General features: G+C 71.1%; 26 protein-coding genes. 12 read left to right on the top strand and 14 right to left on the bottom strand.

Annotation, left to right across the window (positions count from 1 at the left end; genetic code table 11):
- Positions 1-13 precede the first annotated feature (13 nt).
- Positions 14-1,258, top strand: a complete 1,245-nt coding sequence (locus tag ABZ855_RS08370; RefSeq protein ID WP_360802944.1) for an acyltransferase domain-containing protein — start codon at positions 14-16, stop codon at positions 1,256-1,258.
- 21 nt (positions 1,259-1,279) lie between these two features.
- Here the strand turns inward: ABZ855_RS08370 and ABZ855_RS08375 are convergent, their stop codons facing one another.
- From ABZ855_RS08375 to ABZ855_RS08390, 4 genes are all read right to left on the bottom strand, one after another.
- Positions 1,280-1,894: a response regulator transcription factor gene (locus ABZ855_RS08375; RefSeq protein ID WP_360802947.1), complete on the bottom strand. Its 615-nt coding sequence runs from the start codon at positions 1,892-1,894 to the stop codon at positions 1,280-1,282.
- Positions 1,895-1,944: 50 nt separating this feature from the next.
- Positions 1,945-3,219 carry a histidine kinase gene (locus tag ABZ855_RS08380; protein ID WP_360802950.1) on the bottom strand — a complete coding sequence of 425 codons (1,275 nt, stop codon included), beginning with the start codon at positions 3,217-3,219 and terminating at the stop codon, positions 1,945-1,947.
- Positions 3,220-3,304: 85 nt separating this feature from the next.
- Entirely contained in the window at positions 3,305-5,593 is a 2,289-nt protein-coding gene (locus ABZ855_RS08385; RefSeq protein ID WP_360802953.1) for a TOMM precursor leader peptide-binding protein, read from the bottom strand.
- Positions 5,587-5,892 carry a hypothetical protein gene (locus ABZ855_RS08390; protein ID WP_360802956.1) on the bottom strand — a complete coding sequence of 102 codons (306 nt, stop codon included), beginning with the start codon at positions 5,890-5,892 and terminating at the stop codon, positions 5,587-5,589. Before ABZ855_RS08390 ends, ABZ855_RS08385 begins: the two co-directional genes overlap by 7 nt.
- Before the next feature lie 257 nt (positions 5,893-6,149).
- Between ABZ855_RS08390 and ABZ855_RS08395 the strand changes: the two genes are divergently transcribed.
- The 6 genes from ABZ855_RS08395 (at position 6,150) to ABZ855_RS08420 (ending at position 12,092) form a co-directional block, all read left to right on the top strand.
- Positions 6,150-6,941, top strand: a complete 792-nt coding sequence (locus ABZ855_RS08395) for an AfsR/SARP family transcriptional regulator (RefSeq protein ID WP_360802959.1) — start codon at positions 6,150-6,152, stop codon at positions 6,939-6,941.
- Between the two features lie 90 nt (positions 6,942-7,031).
- A complete protein-coding gene (locus ABZ855_RS08400) occupies positions 7,032-8,621 on the top strand; it encodes an acyl-CoA carboxylase subunit beta (protein ID WP_360802962.1) in 1,590 nt (529 codons plus the stop codon).
- A 196-nt stretch (positions 8,622-8,817) separates the two neighbouring features.
- Positions 8,818-9,330 (top strand): 2-oxo-4-hydroxy-4-carboxy-5-ureidoimidazoline decarboxylase, encoded by a 513-nt coding sequence (gene uraD, locus ABZ855_RS08405; protein WP_360802965.1) that lies wholly within the window; start codon positions 8,818-8,820, stop codon positions 9,328-9,330.
- 16 nt (positions 9,331-9,346) lie between these two features.
- The gene (gene uraH, locus ABZ855_RS08410; protein ID WP_360802968.1) at positions 9,347-9,763 is read left to right on the top strand and encodes a hydroxyisourate hydrolase; all 417 of its coding nucleotides are present in this window, start codon (positions 9,347-9,349) and stop codon (positions 9,761-9,763) included.
- Between the two features lie 6 nt (positions 9,764-9,769).
- Positions 9,770-10,705, top strand: coding sequence for a factor-independent urate hydroxylase (gene pucL, locus ABZ855_RS08415; RefSeq protein ID WP_360802971.1), 936 nt, complete (start codon positions 9,770-9,772; stop codon positions 10,703-10,705).
- Between the two features lie 13 nt (positions 10,706-10,718).
- Positions 10,719-12,092, top strand: coding sequence for an 8-oxoguanine deaminase (locus ABZ855_RS08420; protein ID WP_360802974.1), 1,374 nt, complete (start codon positions 10,719-10,721; stop codon positions 12,090-12,092).
- 216 nt (positions 12,093-12,308) lie between these two features.
- Here ABZ855_RS08420 and ABZ855_RS08425 read toward each other — a convergent pair whose 3' ends face one another.
- The 4 genes from ABZ855_RS08425 to ABZ855_RS08440 form a co-directional block, all read right to left on the bottom strand.
- Positions 12,309-12,731 (bottom strand): acyl-CoA thioesterase, encoded by a 423-nt coding sequence (locus ABZ855_RS08425; protein WP_360802977.1) that lies wholly within the window; start codon positions 12,729-12,731, stop codon positions 12,309-12,311.
- 86 nt (positions 12,732-12,817) lie between these two features.
- Positions 12,818-13,465, bottom strand: coding sequence for a hypothetical protein (locus ABZ855_RS08430; protein WP_360802980.1), 648 nt, complete (start codon positions 13,463-13,465; stop codon positions 12,818-12,820).
- Between the two features lie 63 nt (positions 13,466-13,528).
- Positions 13,529-14,077: a hypothetical protein gene (locus ABZ855_RS08435; RefSeq protein ID WP_360802983.1), complete on the bottom strand. Its 549-nt coding sequence runs from the start codon at positions 14,075-14,077 to the stop codon at positions 13,529-13,531.
- A gap of 50 nt (positions 14,078-14,127) precedes the next feature.
- Complete coding sequence (locus ABZ855_RS08440; protein WP_360802986.1) at positions 14,128-15,336, bottom strand: pyridoxal phosphate-dependent aminotransferase; 1,209 nt, start codon at positions 15,334-15,336, stop codon at positions 14,128-14,130.
- A gap of 87 nt (positions 15,337-15,423) precedes the next feature.
- On the opposite strand from ABZ855_RS08440, the gene ABZ855_RS08445 reads away from it, so the two are divergent.
- Positions 15,424-16,068: a helix-turn-helix domain-containing protein gene (locus tag ABZ855_RS08445; protein ID WP_360802989.1), complete on the top strand. Its 645-nt coding sequence runs from the start codon at positions 15,424-15,426 to the stop codon at positions 16,066-16,068.
- Between the two features lie 96 nt (positions 16,069-16,164).
- Here ABZ855_RS08445 and ABZ855_RS08450 read toward each other — a convergent pair whose 3' ends face one another.
- From ABZ855_RS08450 to ABZ855_RS08460, 3 genes are read right to left on the bottom strand one after another with little or no spacing between them, the layout of a single operon-like run.
- Positions 16,165-17,010 (bottom strand): hypothetical protein, encoded by an 846-nt coding sequence (locus ABZ855_RS08450; RefSeq protein ID WP_360802992.1) that lies wholly within the window; start codon positions 17,008-17,010, stop codon positions 16,165-16,167.
- The gene (locus ABZ855_RS08455) at positions 17,010-18,272 is read right to left on the bottom strand and encodes a VWA domain-containing protein (RefSeq protein ID WP_360802995.1); all 1,263 of its coding nucleotides are present in this window, start codon (positions 18,270-18,272) and stop codon (positions 17,010-17,012) included. Before ABZ855_RS08455 ends, ABZ855_RS08450 begins: the two co-directional genes overlap by 1 nt.
- A gap of 46 nt (positions 18,273-18,318) precedes the next feature.
- On the bottom strand, positions 18,319-19,836 hold the full coding sequence (locus ABZ855_RS08460) for an IucA/IucC family protein (RefSeq protein ID WP_360802998.1): 1,518 nt from the start codon (positions 19,834-19,836) through the stop codon (positions 18,319-18,321).
- Between the two features lie 147 nt (positions 19,837-19,983).
- Here ABZ855_RS08460 and ABZ855_RS08465 point away from each other — a divergent pair, with 147 nt between their 5' ends.
- From ABZ855_RS08465 to ABZ855_RS08475, 3 genes are read left to right on the top strand one after another with little or no spacing between them, the layout of a single operon-like run.
- Positions 19,984-21,501, top strand: a complete 1,518-nt coding sequence (locus ABZ855_RS08465; protein WP_360803426.1) for an IucA/IucC family protein — start codon at positions 19,984-19,986, stop codon at positions 21,499-21,501.
- Between the two features lie 40 nt (positions 21,502-21,541).
- Entirely contained in the window at positions 21,542-22,456 is a 915-nt protein-coding gene (locus tag ABZ855_RS08470; protein WP_360803001.1) for a HipA family kinase, read from the top strand.
- Entirely contained in the window at positions 22,453-22,758 is a 306-nt protein-coding gene (locus tag ABZ855_RS08475; RefSeq protein ID WP_360803004.1) for a SelT/SelW/SelH family protein, read from the top strand. The genes ABZ855_RS08470 and ABZ855_RS08475 overlap by 4 nt, the downstream gene beginning before the upstream one ends.
- A gap of 12 nt (positions 22,759-22,770) precedes the next feature.
- On the opposite strand, the gene aceB is transcribed toward ABZ855_RS08475, so the two are convergent.
- Together aceB and ABZ855_RS08485 are read right to left on the bottom strand one after the other, a co-directional pair.
- Positions 22,771-24,393, bottom strand: coding sequence for a malate synthase A (aceB, locus tag ABZ855_RS08480; RefSeq protein WP_360803007.1), 1,623 nt, complete (start codon positions 24,391-24,393; stop codon positions 22,771-22,773).
- A 130-nt stretch (positions 24,394-24,523) separates the two neighbouring features.
- The gene (locus tag ABZ855_RS08485; protein ID WP_360803010.1) at positions 24,524-25,123 is read right to left on the bottom strand and encodes a nucleotidyltransferase family protein; all 600 of its coding nucleotides are present in this window, start codon (positions 25,121-25,123) and stop codon (positions 24,524-24,526) included.
- Positions 25,124-25,335: 212 nt separating this feature from the next.
- Here ABZ855_RS08485 and ABZ855_RS08490 point away from each other — a divergent pair, with 212 nt between their 5' ends.
- Positions 25,336-25,620 (top strand): DUF5955 family protein, encoded by a 285-nt coding sequence (locus ABZ855_RS08490; RefSeq protein WP_360803013.1) that lies wholly within the window; start codon positions 25,336-25,338, stop codon positions 25,618-25,620.
- Between the two features lie 388 nt (positions 25,621-26,008).
- Here the strand turns inward: ABZ855_RS08490 and ABZ855_RS08495 are convergent, their stop codons facing one another.
- Positions 26,009-26,713 carry a helix-turn-helix domain-containing protein gene (locus tag ABZ855_RS08495; protein ID WP_360803016.1) on the bottom strand — a complete coding sequence of 235 codons (705 nt, stop codon included), beginning with the start codon at positions 26,711-26,713 and terminating at the stop codon, positions 26,009-26,011.
- Positions 26,714-26,794 lie beyond the last annotated feature (81 nt).

The raw sequence follows: 26,794 nt of genomic DNA on the forward strand, positions 1-26,794 counted from the left end.
AGAGGGGACTGGTGTGAACCACGTACCGCACGACGAGCGGCACGAACGGGAGTTCCTCACCTGGCTGACGCGCCGGATCTCGGACTACGCGCGCCGGGAGGTCGGGCAGGAGACCCTCCTGGTGGAGTGCGGACTCGACTCGGTGGCCCTGCTGAGTCTCTACGGGGACATCGAGGCGGAGTTCGGCTCACTGATCGACCCCCAGGACATGTGGGTGTACCCCACGGTCCGGGAACTGGCCGGCCATCTGGCGGTCCGCCGGGTGCGCGTGAAGCGGCGCGAGCGCATCCGGGTGGTGTTCGTGTTCGTCGGCCAGGGCAGCCAGTACCCGGGCATGGCCGAGGGCCTCTACCGCCATTCCACCAGCTACCGACTCGGCCTGACCTGGGTGGACGAGGTGCTGCGGCCCTATCTGGGCCGCTCGGTGGCCGACCTGATCCTCAGTCAGGATCCCGGCATCGACCGGACGTCGCTGTCCCAGCCGGCGCTCTTCGCCGTCGAGTACGCCCTCGCGCGGACCCTGCTGGACGCCGGGGTACGTCCGGTGGCCGTACTCGGTCACGGGCTCGGGGAGTTCGCCGCGGCGACGGTCGCCGAGGCCCTCACGCCGGGGCACGCGGCCCGGCTCGTCGCGATGCGGGGCGCGTTCATGCAGCGGCTGCCGACCAACGGCGGCATGCTGGCGACCTGCGCGGATCCGTACGAGGCGGCGGAGGTCTCCGCGTCCGAGCCGGGGGTGTCGATCGGCGCCATCAACGCGGCCCGGGCCACCGTGCTCTCCGGCGATCTCGACGGGCTGGCGCGGGTCAGCGACAGGCTGGCGGACGCCGGCATCTCCAGTCGGCTCCTCCCGGTCGGGCACGCGTTCCACTCGCCGCGCATGGAGGCGGTGGTCCCCGGGTTCACGGCGGTGGCGGGGCGCTTCCCCGACGTCCTGCCGCGCGTCCCCTTCTACTCGACGGTGTACGGAAGGGAGTTGGCGGAGCCGCTCGGCGCCGCCTACTGGGCCCGGCAGATCACCTCACCGGTGAGGTTCGCCGAAGCGGTCCGGCGGATGCTGGCCCAGCTGGACCCCACCCATGTGGTGGAGATCGGCCCGAAGGCCGTGCTGACCCCGCTGCTGCGCCGGATCGGAGGCGCGGACGGACCCCGGTGCCTCGCGGTGTGCCACGGGCCGGAGAGCAACGCGGTGGACCTCGCCGGAGTGCTCTCCGCACTGAACGCAGGACCGCTCGCCGAGGACCCGCCGGGGCCATGACACGGCGACCGGAAGCCGGCGTCACGGGATCCAGTCGGCCTCCTTGGCGATCCGTATGGCGTCGATCCGGTTGCGGGCGTTGAGCTTGGCGACGATCGCCGTGAGGTAGTTGCGCACGGTGCCCTTGGTCAGATACAGGGAGGCGGCGATCTCGGCGGCGTCCGCGCCGCGGGAGGCGAGCTGGAGCACCTCGGCCTCGCGGGGCGAGAGCGGACACTCCACCGCTTCCCAGGCGGAGAGGGCCAGTTGGGGATCGAAGACCCGTTCCCCGGCGGCCACCGCCCGCACCGCGTGGGCGAGCCGGTAGGGCGGCGCGTCCTTGTGGAGGAAGCCGCAGACCTGGGCGGACAGGGCCCGGCGGACCATGCCGGGCCGGCCGAGGCTGGTGAGGATGAGAACACGGCAGCTGGGTAGCCGTTCGTGCAGTTCGGTGGCGGCGGTGATGCCGTCCATGCCGGGCAGATCGATGTCGAGGACGGCCACATCGGGGCGCGTCCGCAGCGCGGTCTCCACGATCAGGTCCCCGCGGTCGACGGAGGCGATCACCTGGAAGTCCGGCTCCAGTTCGAGGAGGGCTATCAGTGCTCCCCGGACCATGTGCACATCCTCGGCGAGCAGAATCTTCACCGACAGCATCGATTTCCCCTGATCAAGCGTGTCCCCGTGTACCGCAGGTGCAGTGGCGATTATGCGTTGCTCCCCGCGCCAGTGACCACTGTCGCGGGAGGAATCGGTCGGACGGGTACCTCTGCCATGAGCCGGAACCGGCCGTCGTCGTCCACTTCGGCGGTCAGTCGGCCGCCGACGGCGTCGAGCCGGGTGCGCAGATTCTCCAGGCCGCTGCCGACCGGAGCGGTGGACGGGCCCTTCTCCACCACCCCGTCGTTGACCAGGACGAGCCGTACGGTCTTGTCCTCGCGGACCGCCCTGATGTCGAACGACTGGGCCTTGCTGTGTCTCAGGACATTGGTGATCCCCTCCCGCAGCGTGGTCGCGAGCGCGGTGTCCACCGCCGGGTGCAGCCGGCCGCAGGCAATGTCCATGGTGATCCTTATGTCCGCGGCGGCCATGACCGTCGCGGCCGACTCCGCCTCGTCGGCCAGGGACATCTCGCGGTAGCTGCGGGCCACCAGACGCGCGTCCGCGAGGGCCTGCCGGGACACGTTCAGCACCGAGGCCACCTCGTCGAGGGCACGGCCGGGGTGGGTCGGTACCAGCCGGTGGATCAGCTCGCACTTCAGTGTGATCGCGGAGAGGCTGTAACCCAGCAGGTCGTGCACGTCCCTGGAGAAGCGCAGCCGCTCCTGCGCGACCGCCATACGTGCCAACTCGGCCCTGGCCGCGTGGACTTCGTGCACCAGGTCGGTCAGCCGGGTGAGCCCGTAGAGGATGAGGCCGGTGAGCAGGGTGGTGAGGGGCGCGTAGATCTGACTGATCAACGGAAGGTGCAGCGCGAAGGCGTAGCCGCCGATCGCCGCCGCCAGCAGGCCGAAGAGGATCCAGGACACCGGACGGGGCAGCATGAGCAGGATCGAGGCACCGAGAATCCCGCCCATGCTGCCCCAGGTGATGCCGAACCAGACGAACGGCAGGAAGGTGAGGACCGCCTGGATGGTGAGCGTGAGGATCCGCCACCGCATGGGCCGACGCCGGGTCCGCGGCGAGGTGTGCAGCAGTTGCACCCCGCACAGGGCGGTCACACAGGCCAGACAGAGGATCAATTTGCCCGGACTGGGCTTCGCCCACAGGACGTTGAGCAGAAGAACCGCCGCGTAACCGACGAGGGTGGTGACGGTGATGATCTTCGAAACGTGCGTAGCCGGAATATCTCGTTCCGGGCGGGGTCTTCGTATCCCGCCCCCGCGCGGTATTGGTCTTGCCCCCTGTTGTCCGGCCCCGGGTCTCTCGAGAACACCGTCATGAACGAGTCCGGTTTCCGGATGACGGAAGGGGTCGGTCATGAAGTGCCTCCTCGTCAGACCGTTGGACTTGTGATCGAAATATACGGTGCCTGATCCATCGGAGGTTGGCCGAACGGCTATTAAATTACGCGAATATGGGAATCGGGTTCAGGCGTTCGTAAGCAACCGGTTGCTCGCGAAGACCGAGGCGAACGGGAACGTCGTACAGACGCCCGGGAGCGAACCTCGCCCAGTAGTGCCGCAGGCCCGGCACCAACACCTTGACCACGGGTAGAGCCACGTCGGGCAGCGTCTGGTCGAGGACGAGCAACTCCATCCCGTGCCGTGCCACGAGGGCGCTCGCCGCCTTCACGTCATCGAGCAGATCGGTGCGGAAAACCCGGGGGAAATGTTGGGGTGACCGAGCTGATTCGACGTGATCCGGTAGGAGGTATGGCTGATTCCTGATGGTTGCCCGAGTCCACCAGGAGAGGATCTCCGGATCGTCGACTCCATATCCGGTACCGTCCTCCCGAGCGCCTGCCGCGGGCGACAGAAGTTGTCCCATTTCGGTGACCGCCCGGCGCAGTGCGAGCCGGGGATCGAAGTGCGCGCCGAAGCCGAACGCGATGTCCTCGGCGGGTTTGTCGGTGCGCCGGGACAGCGCCACGATCACCGGAATGCCAAGATCCGAAGTGAGGTCGAGCGCCCACACCTCACGATTCAAGCGCTCGTATGTCTCCCGCAGTTCGGCGAGCCAGGGCTCGTCGAAGGCGTCCAGATCGATCGCGGGCTGCCGGGTGCGGTTGTACCACCACAGGGCGACCGCGTCCCGCTCCACGAGTTCCAGGAACCCCTGGACGATCGCGTCCTCCAGGCTGCTCCCGGCGGCGTTCCCGTTGGAGTCGGCCCAGGGCAGGCCTTCGGTCGCGGGGTTGGTGAAGTAGAGCATCGAGGTGGGCAGCAGCCGCTGCCGGCCCGTGGTGAGCGAGTGGACCGGCGTCCACTCGATGGTGCGCCGGGGATCGAAGGGGGCGCACACCTGCTGGAACGCCCCGTGAGTGGCGTTCCACCGGACGCGGTCCCGCAACTGCCGCTCGTGGAAGAGCTGGCAGTCGTTGGGGTGGAGGGCCGCCTCGCCGAGCTCCTCGAACGAGCCGAGGACAACGGCCTCGTCGCCCTGCCGGGTTCCGCAGAAACGTTCCACCGCCTCACAGAGGGCCCCGGCCTCCGCCTCCTCCGCCGTCACGCCCTTGCCGCCGCTCAACTGCCGCAGCCCCCTGCGAACCTCGGACGGCGTGTGGCCGGCCAGCGCCAGGTTGTGTCCGGAGAGAAAGCTGGTGACACCCTCCGGGGCGTTCGGATCCGGGGCGACCTCCGAGACGATCCCGGTGACCGGGTCTGCCAACTGCCGGTACCGCTCCAGTACTTGACGGGCTGTTAGCGAACGGTGGTTCGAGCCGGTGTGCCGCGCCTTGGGACGGGAGGCCAGCGGTATCGGCTCGAAGGCGCGCCGGGCCACCAGGGAGCCGTCCCCGCACCGCGGACACTGCGGCCTGCGGGTCACCGTGTGGTGCGCGGAGCGCAGCGTGCAGGTGTCCAGGGTGTACACGCTCCGTGCGTTGTCGTGCCGGACCCCCGCGATCCACTTGGCGGCCTCCAGTACGGCCGCCTGGATGCCCAGGGCCCGGCCCGCGGCCAGCGAGGCCTCCGGCACCGGCAGTGGTGCGGTGAATCCCCCGGCGCGGCACACCGCCTCCTCCGCCGAGCGGTGCGCGCGCAGCCGGTGTGCCAGACAGGACCAACAGGGGCCGTCCCCGGGCGAGAAGACCGGCCCGACCCAGAACTCCGGGCCGCCGGGCTTGGCCGGCAGCCACGGGCGGGACGCGGCCCGCATCCGCAGGTCGACCTCGCCCAGCTCCGGTGCGAGGTAGTCCTCGCACAGGACGAGCGCGAGGCCCGCGCCGGGGCCGCCGTCGTCCTCGTCCACGACGGTGAGGCCCGTGGCCCGGCAGGCCGCGACGGCGGCCGCCCGGTCGGCCTGCCCGACGCCGATCACCTCCACCGCCGTACGGGCGAGGTTGGCGATGGCGGCGCTGCCGTTGCCGAGCAGGTCCCAGTAGGCCGGGCCGGCCGTGTCCGCCGGCTCCCGGGGGGCGGCTTCCCGGTAGCCGATGAGGTCGGCCCTCGCCAGCTCGCCCACCACCCGGCCGGCCTCGGGGGCCGGCATCCGGGCGGCGGCCTCGCGCAGCAGGCCGGGCAGGGTGCGGGTGCCGTCCAGGAGCGGGGCGAGCGCCACGATCTCCGGTCCGTGCAGCACCTGCACGCCGCGCGCCGAGAGCAGGTAGACGGCCTTGTCGCCGATCGCCTGGACTCTCAGATGCCGTTTGAACCCCACGGTGGGGGCGTCGGTGGCCGGAGGCCGGTTCACCATCGGGGCGCCACCGCCGGGACCTTCGGCTCCTCGGGGGTGGGACCGGCCGTGGTCCAGGTCGGAATGGCCATGGCTCCGGCGGCGGACCGGCTCAGGTCCTCGATGACCACACCGGCGCTCGCGGGCGCCCGCACCGCGCCGGACAGGCCGAACTCCGCGAGGACGAGGGTGGGGCTGTTCTCGTAGCGCCGGCCCAGTTCCGGCTCCAGGCCGGCGCGGGCGGTCAGTTCGGCGAAGCGGAGATCGTCCTCGACGAGGTCGACGGCGACGAGTGCAGGTTTGGTGAAGAGGGTGTCCATGACAAGGGTCCTTCCCGTGGGGAGTGAGTCACATTCGGCGGATTCGAGCGGATGCTCTCCGTCTGTGCGGTGATTTTGAGCCGAGCGGGACTGGACAGGGGAGTGCGGGAGTCATGGGATGACTATGAACTTTTCATGATTGTGTTCATGTGTTGCTCACTGGGCGGCCCCGGCCATGGATGGGAGCCTGCCCTGCACCGAGCGAGGTTGGCCCGGGTCTGGTTTCAGGGGATGCGACCTAAAGGGGAGAGCGCGCTATGGAGATCAAGCTACTTGGGCCGCTGACCGCTCACGAACAGGGGGTCTCGGTCGTCCCCAGCGCGGCCAAGCCCCGGCAGATACTCGCGCTGCTCGCCCTGCAGGCGGAGCACGTGGTCACCGTCCCCACGCTGATGGCGGAGATCTGGGGAGAGCGGATCCCGCGCAGCGCGTCCACGACCCTGCAGACGTACATCCTCCAGCTGCGCCGGAAGATCGCGGCCACCCCCGCGGAGCCCGCCCGCAGCGCGAAGGATGTCCTCGTGACGCAGTTCGGGGGTTATCTGCTGCGGGTGCGGCCCGGCCAGATCGATGTTCAGGAGTTCGAACAACTGGTCGCCGACGGGCGGTCGGCCTACGACGCCACCGACTACCGCACCGCCTCACGCCTGCTGGGCAACGCCCTCGCCCTGTGGCAGGGCCCGGCCCTGGTGGACGTACGCACGGGCAGCATGCTCGAACTCGAGGTGCTGCGCCTGGAGGAGAACCGCATGGCCGCGCTGGAGCGGCGGATCGACGCCGACCTGCGCCTCGGGCGGCACGCCGAAGTGGTCCCGGAACTCAGGGTCCTGACCGCCCGTCATCCCATGCATGAGCGGTTCTGCGCGCAGCTCATGCTGGCCCTGCACCGGTCCGGCGGGTCCTGGCGGGCGCTGGAGGCCTACCAGCGGCTGCGCGGCGCCCTGGTCACGGAGCTGGGGCTCGAGCCCTCGGTGTCACTGCGGCAGCTCCACCACGCGGTGCTCTCCGGTGACACGGTCATGGACCAGCAGACCGCGGGAGTCGACTGAGGTCCGCCGGCCTCGGCCGGCGCTCAGCCCGCCGGACGCGCTCCACCCCGTCTTCAGCCCCCTTTGAGCAGTGGTTACTACTTTCGGGCGATGACGACCTTCGACGAACTCCTGGCCGCGGCACCCCGGCCCGACCTGCGCCGGGCGACCGCCGGGTTGAATCTTCTGAAGGAAGAAGTGAGCCGGGGCCCCGACCCGGACGCCACGCGCCGCCAGCACGCCAAGGGGAAGCTCACCGTCCAGGAGCGCCTCGACCTGCTGTTCGACCCGGACACGTTCACCGAGATCGAGCCCCTGCGCAGGCACCGCGCCACCGGCTTCGGCCTCGAGGACCGCAAGCCGCACGGCGACGGTGTGGTCATCGGCTGGGGCCAGGTCCACGGCCGTACGGTCTTCGCGTACGCCCATGACTTCCGTGTCTTCGCCGGCGCTCTGGGCGAGGCCCACGCCGCGAAGGTCCACAAGGTGATGGACCTGGCGCTCTCCGCCGGGGCGCCCCTGGTCGGCCTCAACGACGGCGCCGGGGCCCGGATCCAGGAGGGTGTCACCGCGCTCGCGGGGTACGGCGGGATCTTCCAGCGCAACACCCGCGCCTCGGGGGTCGTCCCGCAGCTCAGCGTCATGCTCGGCCCGTGCGCGGGCGGCGCCGCCTACTCCCCGGCGCTCACCGACTTCGTGTTCATGGTCCGCGGGACCTCGCAGATGTTCCTCACCGGCCCCGACGTGGTGCACGCGGTGACCGGCGAGGAGATCACCCACAACGGCCTCGGCGGCGCGGACGTGCACGCCGGCGTCTCCGGAGTCGCCGGGTTCTGCTACGACGACGAGGGCGAGTGCCTCAAGGACGTCCGCTACCTGCTCTCGCTGCTGCCCCAGAACAACCGCGAGCTGCCCCCACACGCCCCCGGCACCGACCCGGTCGACCGGCGTACCGACGCCCTGACCTCGATCGTTCCCGCCGATCCCGCCCAGGCGTACGACGTGCGCGCGGTCATCGGGGAGATCGTCGACGACGGCGAGTTCTTCGAGGTGCACGAGGCCTGGGCCCGCAACGTGGTGTGCGCGTTCGCGCGGCTCGGCGGACAGGTCGTGGGCATCGTCGCCAACCAGCCCGCCGCGCTGGCCGGGGTGCTGGACATCCACGGCTCGGAGAAGGCCGCCCGTTTCGTCTCCATCTGCGACTCCTTCAACATCCCCCTGGTGACCCTGGTGGACGTGCCCGGGTTCCTGCCCGGAGTCGACCAGGAGCACGGGGGGATCATCCGGCATGGGGCGAAGCTGCTGCACGCGTACTGCAACGCCTCAGTCCCGCGCATCTCCCTCGTACTGCGTAAGGCGTACGGCGGCGCATACATCGTCATGGACTCCCGCTCCATCGGAGCTGACCTGTCCTTCGCCTGGCCTACGAACGAGATAGCCGTCATGGGCGCGGAGGGAGCGGCGAACGTGGTCTTCCGGCGCGAGATCGCCGCCTCCGAGGACCCGGTGGCCACCCGCGCCCGACTCGTCGAGGAGTACAAGTCGGAACTGATGCATCCGTACTACGCCGCCGAGCGGGGACTGATCGACGACGTGATCGACCCCGGCGACACCCGCCGCACACTGATCCGCGCGCTCGCCATGCTGCACGGCAAGCACACCGTGCTGCCCGACCGGAAGCACGGCAACGTCCCGCTGTGAGGCGCGGCCGGACTGCGGCTGTGAGGCGGGCCGGACTGCGCTGTGAGGTGAGGCCGGACCGGGGTGGCGGCCGCCGTAACCCGGAATTTTCAACAAAGTGTTGACGTCTTGTCGTCGGACGGCGTTAGCTGGGCGCAGCCAGCCCGGTGTGCGTCCAGCACGCCGCCCCGCACGCACAAGGCCACGGAGGCATGCCGTGACGTCGAGTACGACCCCTGGCGGCCTCGCCCGGTTCAACGCCCTGGAGGAGTCCGCGGCCCGCGCCGCCCTCCACGAGGCCTGCGCCTCGACGGCCTGGGGACGGCACCTGCTCGCGAAGCGCCCCTACGCCACCACCGAGGACCTGTACGCGGCGAGCGACACCGCGACGGCCGGACTGACCGCCGACGACCTCGCCGAGGCGATGGCCGGCCACCCGCCCATCGGCCGCCCCAGGCCCGGTGACTGGACCTCCGCCCGTGAACAGCGCGGTATGGCCGGCGCCTCCGAGGAGCTGAAGGCCGAGATGCTCGAACTGAACCTCGCCTACCAGGAGCGGTTCGGCCATGTCTTCCTGATCTGCGCGACCGGCCTGACCGGCGAGCGGATGCGCGACGCCGTGCGGGAACGGATCGGAAACACGCCGGAGCGGGAGCGGGAGATCGTCCGCACCGAACTGGGGAAGATCAACCGCATCCGGCTCGGCAATCTCGTACAGGAAGAGCAGTGACAGACCAGTGACACACATGAGCACCGACGCCATTGATCCCATCGCCCCCGTCGCCTCCGTGTCCACGCACATCCTGGACACCAGCGTCGGACGGCCCGCCGCGAACGTCGCCGTCCGGCTCGCCGCGCGCGGCGGACGGGAAGCGGGCTGGCGGGCGCTCGGCGGCAGCGCGACCGATGCCGACGGGCGGTGCAAGGACCTGCCGGCGCTGCCGGAGGGCACGACCCAGGTACGGCTCGACTTCGAGGTCGAGGCCTACCTGGAGAAGAAACAGGCCGATGCGCAGCAGGACGCCCCCGCGAATCGGGACAGCGGTGCGGCGGGAGCGTTCTTCCCGGAGGTGGCGGTCACGTTCGCCGTCGTACCGGGCGAGCACTACCACGTACCGCTGCTGCTCAACCCGTTCGGCTACTCCGTATACCGAGGGAGCTAGCAGCACATGACCGATTCAGTCACGACCGACGCGGCGGGGCCCGGCCGCCCCGTGTTCCTCGGCCAGAACCAGTACGGCAAGGCCGAGAACCGCGTCGTGCGCGTCACCCGCGACGGCGCCACCCACCACATCAAGGATCTCAACGTCTCCGTGTCGCTCTCCGGCGACATGGACGAGGTCCACCTCTCCGGATCGAACGCCAACGTCCTGCCGACGGACACCACCAAGAACACGGTGTACGCCTTCGCCAAGGAGCACGGCATCGACTCCGCCGAGCAGTTCGGCATCCACCTGGCCCGGCACTTCGTGACGAGCCAGGAGCCGATCCACCGGGCGCGCATCCGGATCGAGGAGTACTCCTGGGACCGGATCGAGGCGGCCGGGGAGGGCGAGCACTCCTTCGTCCGGCAGGGCCAGGAGACCCGGCTGACCCAGATCACCTACGACGGTTCGTCGTGGGAGGTGGTCTCCGGGCTCAAGGACCTCGTCGTGATGAACACGACCGACTCCGAGTTCTGGGGCTACGTCAAGGACAAGTACACGACGCTCCCCGAAGCCTACGACCGCATCCTGGCGACCCAGGTGTCCGCGCGCTGGCGCTTCAACTGGTCCGACGACACACGGGAGATGCCCGACTGGGAGGACTCCTACGCGCAGACCAGGGGACATCTGCTCGCGGCCTTCGCGGAGACCTACTCGCTCTCCCTCCAGCAGACCCTCTTCCAGATGGGCGCGCGGATCATCGAGCGGCGGGACGAGATCGACGAGGTGCGCTTCGCCCTCCCCAACAAGCATCACTTCCTGGTGGATCTGAAGCCGTTCGGGCTGAAGAACGACAACGAGGTGTACTTCGCCGCCGACCGGCCCTACGGCCTGATCGAGGGCACGATCCTGCGGGACGGCGCCGAGGCGCGCATCCCCGCCGACCTCACCAACCTCTAAGGACGTTCGAACGATGGTTCAGCGCATCGTCATCGAGAACTGTGCGATCGCGACCGTGGACGCCGCCGACACCGAGTACGCGTCCGGCCATGTGGTGATCGCCGGCAACCGCATCGAGTCGGTCGGCCCGGGCAGAGCGCCCGAGGGCCTCACGGACGTGGTCCGGCGCATCGACGCGAGCGGTCATCTCGTCACCCCCGGCCTGGTCAACACCCACCACCACTACTACCAGTGGATCACCCGGGGCCTGGCCACCGACCACAACCTCTTCAACTGGCTGGTGGCGCTGTATCCGACGTGGGCGCGCATCGACGAGCCGATGGTGCGGGCGGCGGCGCAGGGCTCGCTGGCCATGATGGCCCGCGGCGGTGTCACGACCGCCATGGACCACCACTACGTCTTCCCGAAGGACTCCGGCGACCTGTCCGGGGCGATCATCGGCGCGGCCCGCGAGATGGGCGTCCGCTTCACTCTCGCCCGAGGCTCGATGGACCGCAGCGAGAAGGACGGCGGGCTGCCCCCGGACTTCGCCGTCGAGACCCTGGAGGGCGCCCTCGCGGCGACCGAGGCCACGGTCGACGAGCACCACGACCCCTCCTTCGACGCCATGACCCAGATCGCGGTCGCGCCCTGCTCACCGTTCTCCGTCTCGACCGAACTCCTGCGCGAGGGCGCGGAGTTGGCGCGGCGCAAGGGCGTACGGCTGCACACGCACGGCTCGGAGACGGTCGAGGAGGAGCAGTTCTGCAAGGAGCTGTTCGGCATGGGCCCGACCGACTACTTCGAGTCCACGGGCTGGCTCGGCGAGGACGTGTGGATGGCGCACTGCGTCCATATGAACGACTCGGACATCGCCGCCTTCGCCCGTACGAGGACGGGCGTGGCCCACTGTCCGTCCTCCAACGCCCGGCTCGCGGCGGGCATCGCACGCGTCCCCGACATGCTGGCGGCCGGTGTCCCGGTCGGCCTCGGCGTCGACGGCACGGCGTCCAACGAGTCCGGTGAACTCCACACCGAACTGCGCAACGCCCTCCTCATCAACCGCCTCGGCGCACACCGGGAAGCGGCGCTGAACGCCCGACAGGCGCTGCGCCTGGGCACGTACGGCGGCGCCCAGGTGCTGGGCCGGGCGACGGAGACCGGGTCACTGGAGCCGGGCAAGCTCGCCGACCTGGTCCTGTGGAACCTGGACACCCTCGCCCACGCGTCGATCGCCGACCCGGTCACCGCCCTTGTCTTCGGCGCGGCGGCCCCGGTCACCGCGTCCTTCGTGAACGGCGAACAGATCGTCGAGAACGGGCGGCTGCTGCGCGTCGACGAGGACGAGATCGCCCGCTCGACACGGGCGGAGGCCCGCAGGCTGGCCGCCCTCGCGGCGAGCGCCTGAGACGCCGGACGCGCCTGATCAGGGGGTTCGAAAAGAGCTCCGGTCGAGGGGAGGACAGCTCTCGGCCGGAGCCGCCGTCACCGCCGGGGGCCGATGAGGCAACGGTCCGGGCGGCGGCCGGCTCGGCGCGGCGAAGGCGCTGGAGGCGGAGCAGGCCACCACCGCCGGCGTCCGCAAGGTGTTCCGGGCCGACGGCACGCCGAGCCGGCACGCGCGTCAGAGGCCGAACAGCTGCGGCTGGGACGCCAGTGCGCGGAAGTACTCCTTCGGGTCCGCGACGAGTTTGCGGGCTGTGAGGTCCATCAGCCCGCCGACCGCCGTGATCTCGGCGGCGACCGTGCCATCCGTTTTGCGGATCGTCTGCCGCATACGGAACGTCTTGCCCTCGCTGAACGTGAAGTCGCACGTCACCTCGACCTCGTCGCCCGCGCGCAGTTCCCGCTGGTAGCGGATGGTGGTCTCCAGGGCCACCGGACCGACTCCCTTGGATATCAGCCCCTGTTGGGTGATCCCGGCGGCGTGGAGTAACGACCACCGGGCGTGCTCCGCGTAGTTGACATACACGCTCTGGTTGAGGTGCCCCTGCACATCGGTCTCGTACCCGCGCACGGTCACCGGGACGGAAAACGGTTCGGCCACGACTTTCCCTTCACGACTGGTCGATGAGGGCGCAAGCGTACTGAGCGGTCGCTCGCGGGTCTCAACTGCCCACGCGCACAGCCCGGTTACGTCCGCCGGGGCGACGCCAGCAGATAGCGCACGCCGGTACGCGGCTCGGTGTACTCGCCCGCCTGCCAGCCCGCCTTCTCCAGCGTGGCCGCGCAGGCCCGCAGCGCGTCGGCGTCCGGTTCGCGCACGGCGACGGCCTCCGGCTGCGGAGTGGCCCGCACCCGGTAGCCACCGCTGCCCGCACCCCCGTCCGCCGGGCGGTGACAGGCGGCCTCCAGCGCCAGCGCGGCGGCCTGCACCAGATGCGTACGCTCCCAGCCGCACGGACGGTCCACGGCCCCGTCCGTGTTGGTCATCCGACGCAGCTCCAGCAGCCCCTGCCAGGCACTGTGCACCTCACGTGTCCGGGCGGGCCCGGTGACCGGTATCTCCTCCTCGCCGCCCACCCGCGCGGCGAACACTCCGGCGACCCCCGGAGCAGGGGCGGGCTCGGCGGCGGCAGGCGCGGTCGTGGGCCGCTCCTCCTCCCGGACGCGATGACCGGCGGGCGTCAGGAAGTGATCGTGCGGTGGCCGTGGATGCCGGAACGCGAGCCCACGCTTCACCAGCGCGGCGAGCTGGAAGTCCGTACCCCGCAACCGGCCGGTGACGGGGTCGGCGGCGTCGATGACGCGTCGCTGGGCGGCGGTCGGCGGGCGTGTCATGACGTACTCCTCCCAGGTCGTCGACAGGTGCGGGTCGACCGGTGGACCCGACCCTTTCGAAGACTACGACCAGGGACTGACATCGCGAGCCCAGCGCTCCAGCTCGGCGAACTCGCGCTCCCCGAGACCCCTGCGCGGGTCGATCCGCAGCAGCAGGGCCCGCCCGGCATGATGCTCGGCCACATGGCGGACGTCGAGGTCGGTGATCAGGTCGTCGACCCAGACGAAGGGCCGCCCGGCGGCCCACTCCACGACGCGCCGTGTCTTCCAGCACAGCCCGTCGGGGTCCTCGGTGAACAACAGGTCGGTGAACTCGATGACCGGCAGGTCGGCGGGCAGCCCGATCGCCGGGCCGATCATCTCGTTGGCCTCGTGCATCCAGGCGGTGGCCCACGCCAGCTCGTACGGCAGGGTGAGCAGCTGGGCGCCGTGGCCCGGGTGCAGCCGAATGCGCAGGCCCCGCCGGAGCCGCCGGGAGCCCGGTTTCTGGCGGGAGGACCAGTCGGCGGGATGCACCCGGCGGCTCACATAGCCCCGGTGGCGCAGGAGCCGGGCGCGGAACGGGTTGAGGGGGCCGTCGACGTCGAGGAGCAGCAGCGGTCGGTCCGTCATGAGGACGGGATACCCATGACGGACGGCAGGTGACCCCGCCCCTGCGGGCGCTACTGCCGGTAGCCGCTCAGGAAGCGGCCGATCCTGCTGATCGCCACCTCCAGGTCGTCGGCGTGCGGGAGGGTGAGGATGCGGAAGTGGTCGGTGGAGGGCCAGTTGAAGCCCGTGCCCTGGACGACCTGGATCTTCTCCTGGAGGAGCAGGTCAAGGACGAACTTCTCGTCGTCGTGGATCTTGTGCACGGCCGGGTCGAGGCGCGGGAACGCGTACAGCGCGCCCTTCGGCTTGACGCACGAGACGCCCGGGATCTCGTTGAGGCGTTCCCAGGCACGGTCGCGCTGTTCGCGCAGCCTGCCCCCGGGGGCGGTGAGTTCGTCGATCGACTGCCGGCCGCCGAGCGCGGCCTGGATGGCGTACTGCGCGGGCGCGTTGGGGCACAGGCGCATCGACGCGAGCATCGTCAGGCCCTCGAGGTAGCTGCGCGCGTGCTGCTTCGGCCCGGTCACCACCAGCCAGCCGGAACGGAAGCCGGCCACCCGGTACGTCTTGGACAGGCCGCAGAACGTCAGGACGACCAGGTCGGGGGCGAGCGCGGCGGCCGAGTGGTGCACCTCGTCGTCGTAGAGGATCTGGTCGTAGATCTCGTCGGCGAAGACCATCAGGCCGTGCCGGCGGGCGAGGTCGAGGATGCCCTCGATGATCTCCTTGGGGTAGACCGCGCCGGTGGGGTTGTTGGGGTTGATGATGACGACGGCCTTGGTGCGGTCGGTGATCTTCGCCGCCATGTCGTCCAGGTCCGGGTACCAGTCGGCCTGTTCGTCGCAGAGGTAGTGGACCGCCTTGCCCCCGGCGAGGGTCGTGACCGCGGTCCAGAGGGGGAAGTCGGGGGCGGGGATGAGGACTTCGTCGCCGTCCTCGACCAGGGCCTGGACGGCCATCGAGACCAGTTCCGAGACGCCGTTGCCGAGGAAGACGTCGTCGACGTCGACCTCGAGGCCGCGTTCCTGGTAGCGCTGGGCGACGGCCCTGCGGGCGGAGAGGATGCCGCGCGAGTCCGTGTAGCCGTGGGCCTGCGGCAGCATGCGGATCATGTCCTGGAGGATCTCCGGCGGTGCCTCGAAGCCGAAGAGCGCGGGGTTGCCGGTGTTGAGGCGCAGGACGCTGTGGCCCACCTCCTCCAGTGCGTTGGCGTGCTCGATCACCGGTCCGCGGATCTCGTAGCAGACCTCGCTGAGCTTGCTCGACTGCCGGAACTCCATGCGCTTACGCCCCTCCGGTTCGTGGTGATGCTTGGTTTTACCAAGTTCCCGCTTGGAAAGTCCAACAACATGTCTAGACTGCGTCGCATGTCACCTCGCCGAAGCTACGACCAGTACTGTTCCACCGCTCGCGCCCTCGACGTCGTCGGCGACCGCTGGACCCTCCTGATCGTCCGGGAGCTGCTGGCGGGCCCGCGCCGCTACACCGATCTGCACGCGGATCTCCCGGGCGTCAGCACGGACGTACTGGCCTCACGGCTGAAGGACATGGAGCGCGACGGCCTCACGACCCGACGCCGGCTGCCCCCGCCGGGGGCCGCGTATGTGTACGAACTCACCCGCCGGGGGCGGCAGTTGCTGCCCGTCCTCCAGGCGCTGGGGGAGTGGGGCGCGCCCGAACTGGGCGAGCGCCGGCCCACGGACGCCGTACGGGCGCACTGGTTCGCGCTGCCGTTGCTGCGCGGACTCGAGGCGGTGGGCGGGGCGAGCGGCGGGGGACTGGTCGAAGTCCGGCTGGAGGAGGGCGAGTTCCATCTGTACGTCGGCGCCGAGGACGTTCCGGTGTACGGCGCCGGGCCCGCCCCCGGTGAGCCCGACGCCCGTCTGTCGATGGACACCGGGACGTGCGCGGCGGTCGGCCGGGGAGAGGTGGGCGTGCTCGACGCCGTACGCGACGGACGTATCGAGGTGACCGGCGAGGGGACGCTCGCCAAGGCCCTGAGGGAGGGCTGAGGAGGGACGGGGTGCCGGATGGCAGTGGTCCGGAAACGGGCATGCCCGCCGCACTACCGTGCGCGGCGGGCATGTTGACGGACCGTCAGTGAATGGTCAGGCGCCCGGCGGGACCTGCCTCGGGCGGCCCATGCCGCGCGTCAGCGCGTAGCCGCCGACCCCCGCCAGGGCCGCCAGCACGCCCCCGATCGCCGTCCAGACCCAGCGGTCGGACCACCAGCCGGAGGACCAGCCGTCGTCGGGCTCGATGCTCGACAGCACCGCGGAAGCCGCCGAACTGTCCTCCTTCTCCTCCGACTTGACCGCGATCCCGGGGACCAGCGGCTCGGCGAGCGAGCCGTCCACCGCGGCCGCACCACCGATGTCCTTGGAGTCGACCCGGATCTCCGCGCTGACCGGCAGACCGAGGTCGGAGGTCGGAAGGTCCACCGCCGTCAGCCTGACGTAGTACGTGCCCGGCAGCGGGTCGTTGGCCCACTGCTCCGACCAGGCGCGGACCGTGCGCAGGGTGCACGCCAGCTCCACGGACGCGGTGCCCGCGGCGGCGGTGCGCGTCTGCGCGCCGTACTGGCAGGCCTGGCGGCGCCGCAGACCGTCGTACACATCCAGCTGCCACGCCTCCGAGGCGTGCGTGTCCGGCAGCTTCACCGTCGCTTTGACGGTGGGGCGTTGGGTGGCGTCCGCCGGGAACGACCAGTACAGGTAGTCGCCCGCCGAGCCGCTTGCGGTGGCCTGTTCGCCCTGGTCGATCTCCGTCGCCGTACGGAACGACGTGCCCGCCGAGGTGGGGGCCGCGCTGCCGTCCGAGGGGCTCGCGGAGGGCGAGGCGTCGGCGACGGCCGGGGCCGCGGCCAGCCCGAGCAGCAGCACGGCCGAGCCCAACACCCGCGTACCGCCCACCAGTTGCTCCCTGACCACTCTCATCACGTGTCCTACTCGCATCAGTTGGTCCTCCAGACCGCGACCCGCCAACGCGAGATCCAGCCCCACAGGACACCCGTGAGGAAGCCGACCAGGACGAGCGTGCCCAGCAGCCACCAGCCGCGGCCGAGGCCGAAGGAGGCCACGTCGCTCGCCTGGCTCGGGCCGTCGACGACGTCGACGGTCAGCTCGAGCGGCAGACCGGGCGCGGACTTCACACCACCGGCCGCCGAGAAGGAGTTGGTGACCTGGAGACACACCGTCTCGGCCGTCGACTCGTCGTCGTCGGCCTCTGCCTTCGCATAGCGCAGACCCGTCGAGATGACATCGGTACGCCCGGTGCCGTTGCCCTCGCCGCGGACGATCTCACGGCCGTGCGTGGTCACCGCCCGCAGCAGCACCCCGTAGTCGGGGTTGACGGCACGGTCGGCCGCCACGCTCACCGAGGCGCGCAGTTCCTTCCCCGGGTCGACCTCGACGCGGTACCAGCGCTGGAGGCCGAACTCCTCACGGTCCGTGTACAGCCCGGACTTCACGACCGGCGCGTTCGCACATCCGGCCGCGCCCTCGACGGCCACCGGCGTCACCACCGGGTCGGCGGCCCGGACGACCAACTGGTTGACCTTGTCGGCGAGTTCGTCGGTGTGCTCGACCGAGGTGTACGTCCCGCCGGTTGCCTCCGCGATACAGCTGAGCTGCTGGCGCATCTTGGTGTTGGGGACCAGGCCCAGGGTGTCGATGGTGAGGCCGATGCCCTTGGCCGCGATCTCCCGGGCCACCACGCACGGGTCGAGCGGCGCGCAGGTGTCCTCACCGTCGCTGATCAGCACGATGCGCTTGGTGCCCTCACCGCCGTCGAGGTCGGTGGCGGCCTTCAGCAGCGCGGGGCCGATCGGCGTCCAGCCGGTGGGCGTGAGTGTCGCGACCGCCGTCTTGGCCTCCACGCGGTCGAGCGGGCCCACCGGGTAGAGCTGCGCGGTGTCCTTGCAGCCCTCCTTGCGGTCGTCGCCGGGGTAGTTGGCGCCCAGCGTGCGGATACCGAGCTGGACCTCCTCGGGGGTCGCGTCCAGCACCTCGTTGAACGCCTGCTTCGCCGCGGCCATCCGCGACTGGCCGTCTATGTCCCGGGCCCGCATCGAACCGCTGACGTCGAGGACCAGATCGACCTTTGGTGCGAGGGCGGTGGTTTCGTCGGCGACGGCTGAGGCCGGGACCGCGATCCCGGCCGCCAGGGCGGCGAACAGGGCGCAGGCGCCCGCCGCCAGCCGTTGTCTTGTGATCATCGATGGATCCTATTGACCCGTGGCGACCCGCTTCAAAACGGGTCCCTCAGCTCCCTCCCCGCTTCACCTCTCCCAAGGGGTTGGGCAGTTGGGTCCACAGGTCGCCGGGCGACTCCGGCGACAGCCGCATCAGGGTCAACGCCTTGGTGGGCAACGGCTGTTCGAGCAGCGCCAGGAGATCGGGAGTGTGCGGCAGCCCTCGTACCGCCGTCTCCAGTGCCGCCCGCAGCGCCGCCTCACCGCCGGCGGTCGCACCCAGCGCGCCCGCCACCAGCGAGCCGAACAGCTTGCGGCGCAGGGTGGTTTCGTCGTCGGTGACGATCCGTCCGGTCAGTTCCGGTACGGGGATGCCGTGCCGGGCGAGCCGGGCCGGGCTGACGCGGATGTCGGCGAGGTCGCGGTAGACCAGCCGTACGGGATCCCCGGTCGCCGAGAGCACGACGAGGAGGTTCTGGCCGTGCGCCTCGAGGGCGACGCCCAGATCGAGCAGCCGCAGTCCTACGGTGAGGGCGAGACGCGTGAACTCGGCCAGCCAGGAGGGGGATCGGGGAAGTTCCGTGCCGGCCAGCGCCCCGACGGGGACGACGTGCTCGCCCGCCGCCGCGTCCGCGTACAGGTCGGGCGGCTCCCTCAACACCGCCGCCAGATCGGGGGAGTCGGCGGTGACCGCGCCGAGGGTGCGGGTGATGTGCAGCAGCCCGTCGAGACGCGCGGCCATCGACTCCATGAACGCCGACACGGTCGCCGCCGTCCCGATCGAGTACGGCGAGATGTCCCGTACCGAGGAGGTGAGCCGCGCGCTCAGCGCCGTCTTGAGATGCGGGCCGCCGTCCGGCACGGCGAGGCTGCGCAGGGACATCAGCGGATGCGCCGACAGCTGTCCCCTGCTGGGGAGTTGGAGCACATGCTCCGCCTGCCAGGGATGCACCGGGATCAGCGGACGCCCGCCGTCCCACAGCCACTCGGGCCACTCGCCCCGCACGCCACCCGCGTCCCCCGTCACCAGCGCCAGCTCCACCACCGGCCGGTGCTCAGGACCGTACGCGAGCTGCTCGGCGACCGAGAACCCGGGCCGGGAACGGCAGTTGGGGTGGAAGGGATGCCCGTCGACGACCCGCTGCTCCCACTCCCACCCGGCGACAGGGTCCTGCGGAGCACCTTCCTGGTTCGCCCGGGACAACGCCAACGACGCGACACTGTGGCCGAGTTCGGCCGCGAAACCGGGACCGTGCGGAACGGCCAGGTCCGTCATCAGCCGCACCGGATCGTCGTACGACACCCCCGCGAGCCGTGTCCCGAGCCGTACGGCGGTGACGCGGTCGTCGACGGCGTACGGATCGGCGTACGGGCCCTCCAGCCTGCGGCCGTCCGCCAGCAGAAGACCGCCGGCGTGCTCGCGGCGGACGATCCACGGCAGCGGCTCGTGGACGAGCGCCCGCCACAACCGGGTCAGGACGGCGGCCCGCGCCCCGGGCAGCTCGGCCGCGTAGCGCGAGGCGAGGTCGGGGCGTACGGCGGCCAGTTCGTCGGCGACCTCGGCCTCTGCGCTGCTGGGACGGTGCACGGCGGGCTCCTCGGGTACGGGTTTGGGTGCGGGTAAGTGCTGGTGAGCGGGCGGGGACGACGACAGACATACTGATCGCCAGTGCACCGCGGGAAACCGCACGTGGAAGAGCACCGTAAGAAACGAAGGAAACGCGTGGACTCCACCATGCCGCCCACCACGCCCGAGGCCGTGCCCGCGCACGACGGCATCGGGGCGCGCGCCGACGCGTACGCGACCGCGCCCCTGCTCAACTGCCTGCTCCGGGAAGTGGCACGGCCGGTGCCAGGACCGGGCGAGCCGCGGGTGTACCGGCTGCCGAGCGGGGAGCGTCTGCTGCGCGTGCGCGGAGGACGGCGGCCCGCGGCGCCCGAGGTGAGCACGGACGGCACCTGGCACCGGGTCGGGCACGCCGAACTCGTCAAGCTCGTCGCCGAGGAACTCCGGGCGCACACCGGCCTGTCCAACCCCGAGCTGCCCGCCGAGATGGCCGACAGCCGGGACACGGTCGCCGCGCTGCTCACCGCCCGCGCCCGTATCACCCCGCCCGAGGACCCGTACCGGCGCTCCGAGCAGTCCCTCCTCACCGGGCACCCCTACCACCCGGCGCCCAAGGCACGCGGGGGCGGCCCCGTCGCGGGCTGGCTGCCGTACGCGCCCGAGGCGTACGCCGCGTTCCCGCTGGTGCTGCTCGCAGTGCGCGAGGACGCGGTCGTGGAGGAGGGCGACGTGTCCGCCCTGGACGCCTTCGGGACGGCCCCGCCCGGCTACCGGCTGCTGCCGGCCCACCCCTGGCAGCTCGACCTCGTCGGCCCGGCCCTCACGGACGCCTTCGCCGACGGCCGGCTGATCCGGCTGGGCACGGCCGGCTTCGACACCTGGCCCACGGCGGCGATCCGCACGCTGTACGCGCCCGGGCACGACCTCTTCGTCAAGTTCAGCCTCGACGTCCGCATCACCAACGACATACGCCGGCTCTGGCGCCACGACCTGCTGAAACTGCGCCGCACGGACAGCGCGGTCGCCGCAGCCGCAGCCTCCTGCGAGACCCCCGGCGCCTGGCTGAGCGACCGCGGCTACCGCACCGCCGACTTCGCCTTCGAGGCCCTGGCGGTACTGGTCAGGGACGGCCTGCACGATCACGTCGTCCCCGGCGCCACACCGCTGCTCGCCGCCGCCCTGGTGGAGGGCTTCGACGGCACCCCGCTGGACGGTCTCCGTGACCCCGCCGCCTGGTGGACGGCGTATCTGCGGGCGGTCGTGCCCCCCGCCCTCGAACTGTTCGCCCGGCACGGCGTCGTCGTCGAGGCCCACCTGCAGAACTGCCTGATCGCCGTCGACGGCGCCGGACAGCCCGTACAGGCGCTGTTCCGGGACGCGGAGGGCGTGAAGCTGCTGCCGGAGGTGAGCCGGACGGCCGGGTGGGAGCGGCTGATGTACTGCCTGGTCGTCAACCACCTCGTCGAGATCGCCGAGGCACTGCGCGAGCGCCACCCGCACCTCGACCCCTGGCCCGCCGTACGCACCGAATTCGAACGCCAGAGCCGCCGTCTCGACCTCCCCGAGGCCGCCGCCCTGCTCACCGCGCCCACCCTCCCCGGCAAGACGAACCTGCTGCTCCGCTGGACGGGCGCGGACGGGGCGGACGCCCGGTATCTGCCCCTGCCGAATCCGCTGCGCGAATAATCCGCCGGGCCGGACGACCCGCTCATTTACAGTGGCCCGTGTGCTGCGCGAAGTGACTGCTGTTCGATACGTGACCCCGCTGAGGTCGGGCGGCTCCGTACCCGGGGTCGTCGAGGCCGACGACCTCGGCACGTATGTCGTGAAGTTCACCGGCTCGGCGCAGGGCCGCAAGGCGCTGGTCGCCGAGGTGGTCGTCGGGGAACTGGCGCGCGCCCTCGGGCTGCGCTTCCCCGAGCTGGTCCTCGTCCACTTCGACCCGGCCACCGGCGCCCACGAGCCCCACCAGGAGGTCCAGGACCTGCTGCACGCCAGCGCCGGCCTCAACCTCGGCATGGACTACCTCCCGGGCGCCAAGGACTTCACCCCGGAGACGGCTGCCGCGTTCGACGTCGACCCGCTGGAGGCGGGCCGGATCGTCTGGCTGGACGCCCTGACCGTCAACGTGGACCGTACGACGCACAGCTCCAACCTGATGGTCTGGCCCACGTTCGGCATCGCGCCGCCGCGCCTGTGGCTGATCGACCACGGCGCCGCCCTCGTCTTCCACCACAGGTGGGACCTGTCGGCCCCGGACAAGGCCTATGACTTCCGCCGCCACGCCCTCGGCGGCCACGCCCCGGACACCCTCGCCGCCGACGCCGAACTGGCGCCCCGTGTGACGGAGGAGCTGCTGCGCGAGGTCCTGGCGGAGGTGCCGGACGCCTGGCTGGAGGTCGAGGCGGGCTTCGCGACCCCGGACGAGGTCCGGGACGCCTATGTGACGTACCTCCACGCGCGCGTGCGGGCGTCCGCGTCGTGGCTGCCCACCGACTTCCCCGGCCGCGAGGAACTCGCCGCCGAGGACGCCCGACGCGCGGCGAAGACGGAGCAGGGCCGGCCGGACTGGCTCAAGCGGGTCCCCGACCTGCACGGCAAACCGGCGGCGGAACGGGATTGGTCGGCGCATCTCGGATGACGGACACACAGTGGGTGGAGATCGACATGGACGCCGTGCACCGGGTGGAGATCGAGTACTGCACCCAGTGCCGCTGGCTGCCCCGCGCGGCCTGGCTGGCGCAGGAGCTCCTCACGACCTTCGAGACCGAGCTGACGGAACTGTCCCTGAGGCCCGGCACCGGAGGCGTCTTCGTCGTCCGCGTGAACGACGAGGTGGTGTGGGACCGGCGCGAGCAGGGCTTCCCCGAACCGGCGGCGGTCAAGCGCCTCGTACGCGACCGAGTGGCCCCGGACAAGTCCCTGGGCCACTCGGAGAAATGACGTACGCCGTGCTCAGCCCTTGAGCTGCTCGTACGCCGGCAGGGTCAGGAAGTCCGCGTAGTCGGCGTCCAGGGAGACCTGGAGCAGCAGGTCGTGGGCCTGCTGCCAGTGGCCGGCCACGAAGGCCTCCTCGCCGATCTCGGCGCGGATGTCGGCGAGTTCCTCGGCGGCGACCTTGCGGGCCAGCTCCGGCGTGGCCCGCTCGCCGTTCTCGAACTCGACGCCCGCGTTGATCCACTGCCAGATCTGCGAGCGGGAGATCTCGGCGGTGGCCGCGTCCTCCATGAGGTTGAAGATGGCGACCGCGCCGAGCCCGCGCAGCCACGCCTCGATGTAACGGATGCCGACCTGAACGGCGTTGACCAGTCCGTCGTACGTCGGGCTCGCCTTGAGCGAGTCGACGGCGATCAGGTCGGCGGCCTCGACGTGGACGTCCTCGCGCAGCCGGTCCTTCTGGTTCGGGCGGTCGCCGAGGACCGCGTCGAAGGAGGCCATGGCGATCGGGACCAGGTCGGGGTGGGCGACCCAGGAGCCGTCGAAACCGTCGCCGGCCTCCCGGTCCTTGTCGGCCTTGACCTTCTCGAAGGCCACCTTGTTGACCTCCTCGTCACGCCGGGACGGGATGAACGCCGCCATGCCGCCGATCGCGTGGGCGCCCCGCTTGTGGCAGGTGCGGACGAGGAGTTCGGTGTAGGCGCGCATGAACGGGGCCGTCATCGTCACGGCGTTGCGGTCCGGGAGGACGAACTTGGCGCCGCCGTCACGGAAGTTCTTGACGATGGAGAAGAGGTAGTCCCAGCGGCCCGCGTTCAACCCCGAGGCGTGGTCGCGGAGTTCGTAGAGGATCTCCTCCATCTCGTACGCGGCGGTGATCGTCTCGATGAGGACGGTCGCGCGGACGGTGCCCTGCGGGATGCCGACGTAGTCCTGTGCGAAGACGAACACGTCGTTCCACAGGCGGGCTTCGAGGTGCGACTCGGTCTTGGGGAGGTAGAAGTACGGGCCCTTGCCGAGGTCGATGAGCCGCTGAGCGTTGTGGAAGAAGTAGAGGCCGAAGTCGACGAGGGCGCCGGGCACCTGCTCCCCGTCGAGCTGGAGGTGGCGCTCGTTGAGGTGCCAGCCGCGCGGACGCATGACGACGGTCGCGAGTTCGGCGTCGTCCTTGAGGGCGTACGACTTGCCGCTCGCCGGGTCGGTGAAGTCGATCTTGCGGGTGTAGGCGTCGGCCAGGTTGACCTGACCGAGGACCACGTTCTCCCAGGTCGGCGCGGAGGCGTCCTCGAAGTCCGCGAGCCAGATCCTGGCGCCCGAGTTGAGGGCGTTGATCGTCATTTTGCGGTCGGTCGGGCCGGTGATCTCGACGCGCCGGTCGTTCAGGGCCTCGGGGGAGGGGGCGACCCGCCAGGAGTCGTCGGCGCGGATCGCGGCCGTCTCGGGGAGGAAGTCGAGGGTCGAGGTGCGGGCGATCTCCGCACGGCGCTCCGTGCGGCGCGCGAGCAGTTCGTCACGCCGGGGCGTGAACCGCCGGTGCAGCTCGGCCACGAACGCGAGCGCCGCGTCGGTGAGCACCTCCTCCTGCCGGGGCAGGGGCTCGGCGTCGACGATGGCCAGCGGGGACGGCGCTGGTGCGGACATGAGCGGTCACTTCCTTCAGCGGGCTGCTGTGGGCGAACTGATGATTCTGTTTCTGTCAGTGGATGCTAGTTTCCTCATCGTGGAAGTTCAATAATTTGTTGATGTCGAGATTCCTCGTGGCGAGAAGCCGTCACGCGAGGCGCTCCAGGTCGTCCGCCGTGTCGATGTCGTAGGGCTGGGCCACATCGCCGCATGCCACGAGGGTGATCGTGTCCTCGTGGGCCCTGAGGTAGTCCCGGGCGCCGCGATCGCCGAGTGCCGCCGCCTCGACGCCCGCCCAGTGAGCGGCACCGAACAGCACCGGATGCCCCCGCGTTCCGTCGTACGAGGCCGCCGCGAGACTCTCCTCGGACGTGTACGCGGCGAGGACGCGAACCATGGCCTCCGGCCCGATGCCCGGCTGGTCGACCAGTGAGACGAGGGCCGCGCGGGCCGGTGTGCCGCGCAGCGACGCCAGGCCGGCCCGCAGCGAGGACCCCATGCCCTCCTCCCACCCCGGGTTGTCCACCAGGACGCATCCGGGCAGCGCCGCCCGCTCCCGCACCTCGTCGGCACGCGCTCCGAGGACGACATGGACCGGGGCGCAGCCCGCCGCGAGCAGGGCCTCGGCCGCGCGTTCGACGAGGAGGTGTCCTCGGTGTTCGAGCAGGGCCTTGGGGCGACCGCCGAGCCGGCGGCCCCCGCCCGCCGCGAGCAACAGCCCTGCCACCTGGTCCGGTTTCTCCGTCATGCCTCCTGCATACCTGACGCGACGTCGGACCGGCGGTGTTCACGGGCTGAATTTCGGTCCGTGGTGTGGCGTCGGTCGCGTGGGTGGCGTTTACTGTCCCGCGTCCGGCGGCGCCCGACCAGCGCGGCGGGGCGTACGGGGGGCCTGCGCGGGGGCGCGAGTCGGGGGACAGGTGGGGGAGAGCTGTGTTGCGGAGCGTGGGACAGAGGTCGGTGGCCGGCAGCGACGAAGATCCGAGAGTGGCGGAGTTGCGGACCGCGGTGTCCCGGCTGCGCCGTGAACTCGCCGCGCATCCGGCCGAGTTCCCCGACCGGGGCATCGCCGAGGACGAACTGGCGTGCCTGGCGGCGATGACGGTCACCGGCAGCCCGGAAGTTCCGCGGCTGCGCCGCTCGTTGCTCCTGATCGCGGGCGCGATCGGCTCGGTCAGCGCGCTCGGCCGGGGACTGTCGGAGGTCCGCGCGGCGGTGGAACGCTTCGGCAGCCCGTCGCGCTGAGCGGCGCGGGGGCGGGCCGTGCGGGTGGGTATCGGCTGGGGCCGGCTGAGGGTGGGTGAGGGCCGGTGAGGGCTGGGGGTCGGCTGCGGGTGGGTGGGGGCTGGTCGCGCAGTTCCCCGCGCCCCTGATCTGCGGGTGGGCGGGGGCTGGTCGCGCAGTTCCCCGCGCCCCTGAAGGCGTGTTCCCCTGGCCGGTGGAAACGCTGCGGTCGACTCGGCGGCCCGTCGCGCTGAGCGCCGAGGGGCCGGCTGCGGGTGGGTGGGGGCTGGTTGCGCAGTTCCTCGCGCCCCTGAAGGTGTGTTTCCCTGGCCGGTGGAACAACGTCGCGTTCTACTTCGGAGAGGTCGAAGGAGACGCGTCGCCGGGGCGCGGAAGGCGTGCGGCGGTCTCAGTGGCCGGCGGTCTGGGTGGCGCACGGGCCCGAGCGGGCTAGGTGGACCATGGCGCGGTAGAGGGCGGTGGGTGTCGGGGCGTCGGGGACCTCGGGGATCGGTGCGCCGGGGGCGGCGTAGGAGCGGATCATGTGACCGACCAGGCGGCGCCAGGTGTCGGGGGCGGCGTCACCTCCGGCGGCGATGACGCCGGCGTTGGCGATCTGGAGGATGACGAGGTCCTCCGGGACGAAGTCCTCGCGCAGGTGCCCGCTGGTCCGGGCGCGGGCGATGAGCTCGACGAAGTCGTCGTACGACTCCCTGCGGCGGGCCTCCAGCGCTTTGGCGGCGGGGAAGGCCATGGTCAGGACGTCCGCGAAGCCGCGGTCGGCGGCCTGCATGGCGCAGACGGCGTGGATGTAGCCGGTGAAACCGCGCCAGGGATCGGGGTCGGCCAGTGCCTCGGCGGCGGCACCGGCGTAGCCGTCCATGCGGTCGGCGAAGGCCGCGTTGATGAGCTCCTCCCGGGTGGCGAAACGCCGGCTGAGCGTGGCTTTGCCGACGCCCGCCTCACGGGCGACGGAAGCCATGGACACGCCGAGTCCCTCCGTGGCGAAGAGGCGGCGGGCGGCCGCCAGGATGAGATCGCGGTTGCGCTCGGCGTCGGCGCGGAGTTTCGCCTCGGGCTGCTGGTCCGAGGCCCCGTCGGAAGGTGAGGTCATCCCGCCATTCTAGCCAAGTGGAACGCCCGGGCCGCTTCTGCTGTTACGCTCGGCGCCAGCGGAACCGGGAAGGCCGGTCCA

It is taken from the genome of Streptomyces sp. NPDC047042 (assembly GCF_040644035.1).
Classification (GTDB): domain Bacteria; phylum Actinomycetota; class Actinomycetes; order Streptomycetales; family Streptomycetaceae; genus Streptomyces.